Here is a 333-nt window from a genome sequence, read left to right on the forward strand (position 1 = left end):
GCTGGTGCGTGCGTCGGTCGCTCGGGGCATGTGTAGATCGACGGCCCGATCATGGGCCGTTAAGGAATACTTATGGTGACGTCATCCGATCTGCGTTTTACCTTCACTGCCGGCGACGAGTCATTTGAGGTCGTCGAGTTCGCGCTGCATGAGGGATTGTCCGAAACCTTCCGCCTGGCGGTCGAACTGGCCAGTGCCAATCCGGCCATCGACTTTGGTCAGATACTCGATCGTAATGGCCTGCTGACCATCTGGCAGAGCGGCCAGCCCGTGCGGTATGTGCACGGCGCGGTCTCGTCGTTCGTTCAGGGCGACACTGGCTTTCGACGCACT

Annotated in this window: 1 protein-coding gene; it reads left to right on the forward strand. The window is 60.1% G+C overall.

Annotated elements, in window-relative coordinates:
- Positions 1–72: 72 nt before the first annotated feature.
- Positions 73–333: contractile injection system protein, VgrG/Pvc8 family (locus JYJ84_RS37505; protein WP_275890783.1), on the forward strand; the 261-nt coding region annotated here is incomplete at its 3' end.

It is taken from the genome of Burkholderia sp. LMG 13014 (assembly GCF_905232215.1).
GTDB lineage: Bacteria > Pseudomonadota > Gammaproteobacteria > Burkholderiales > Burkholderiaceae > Burkholderia.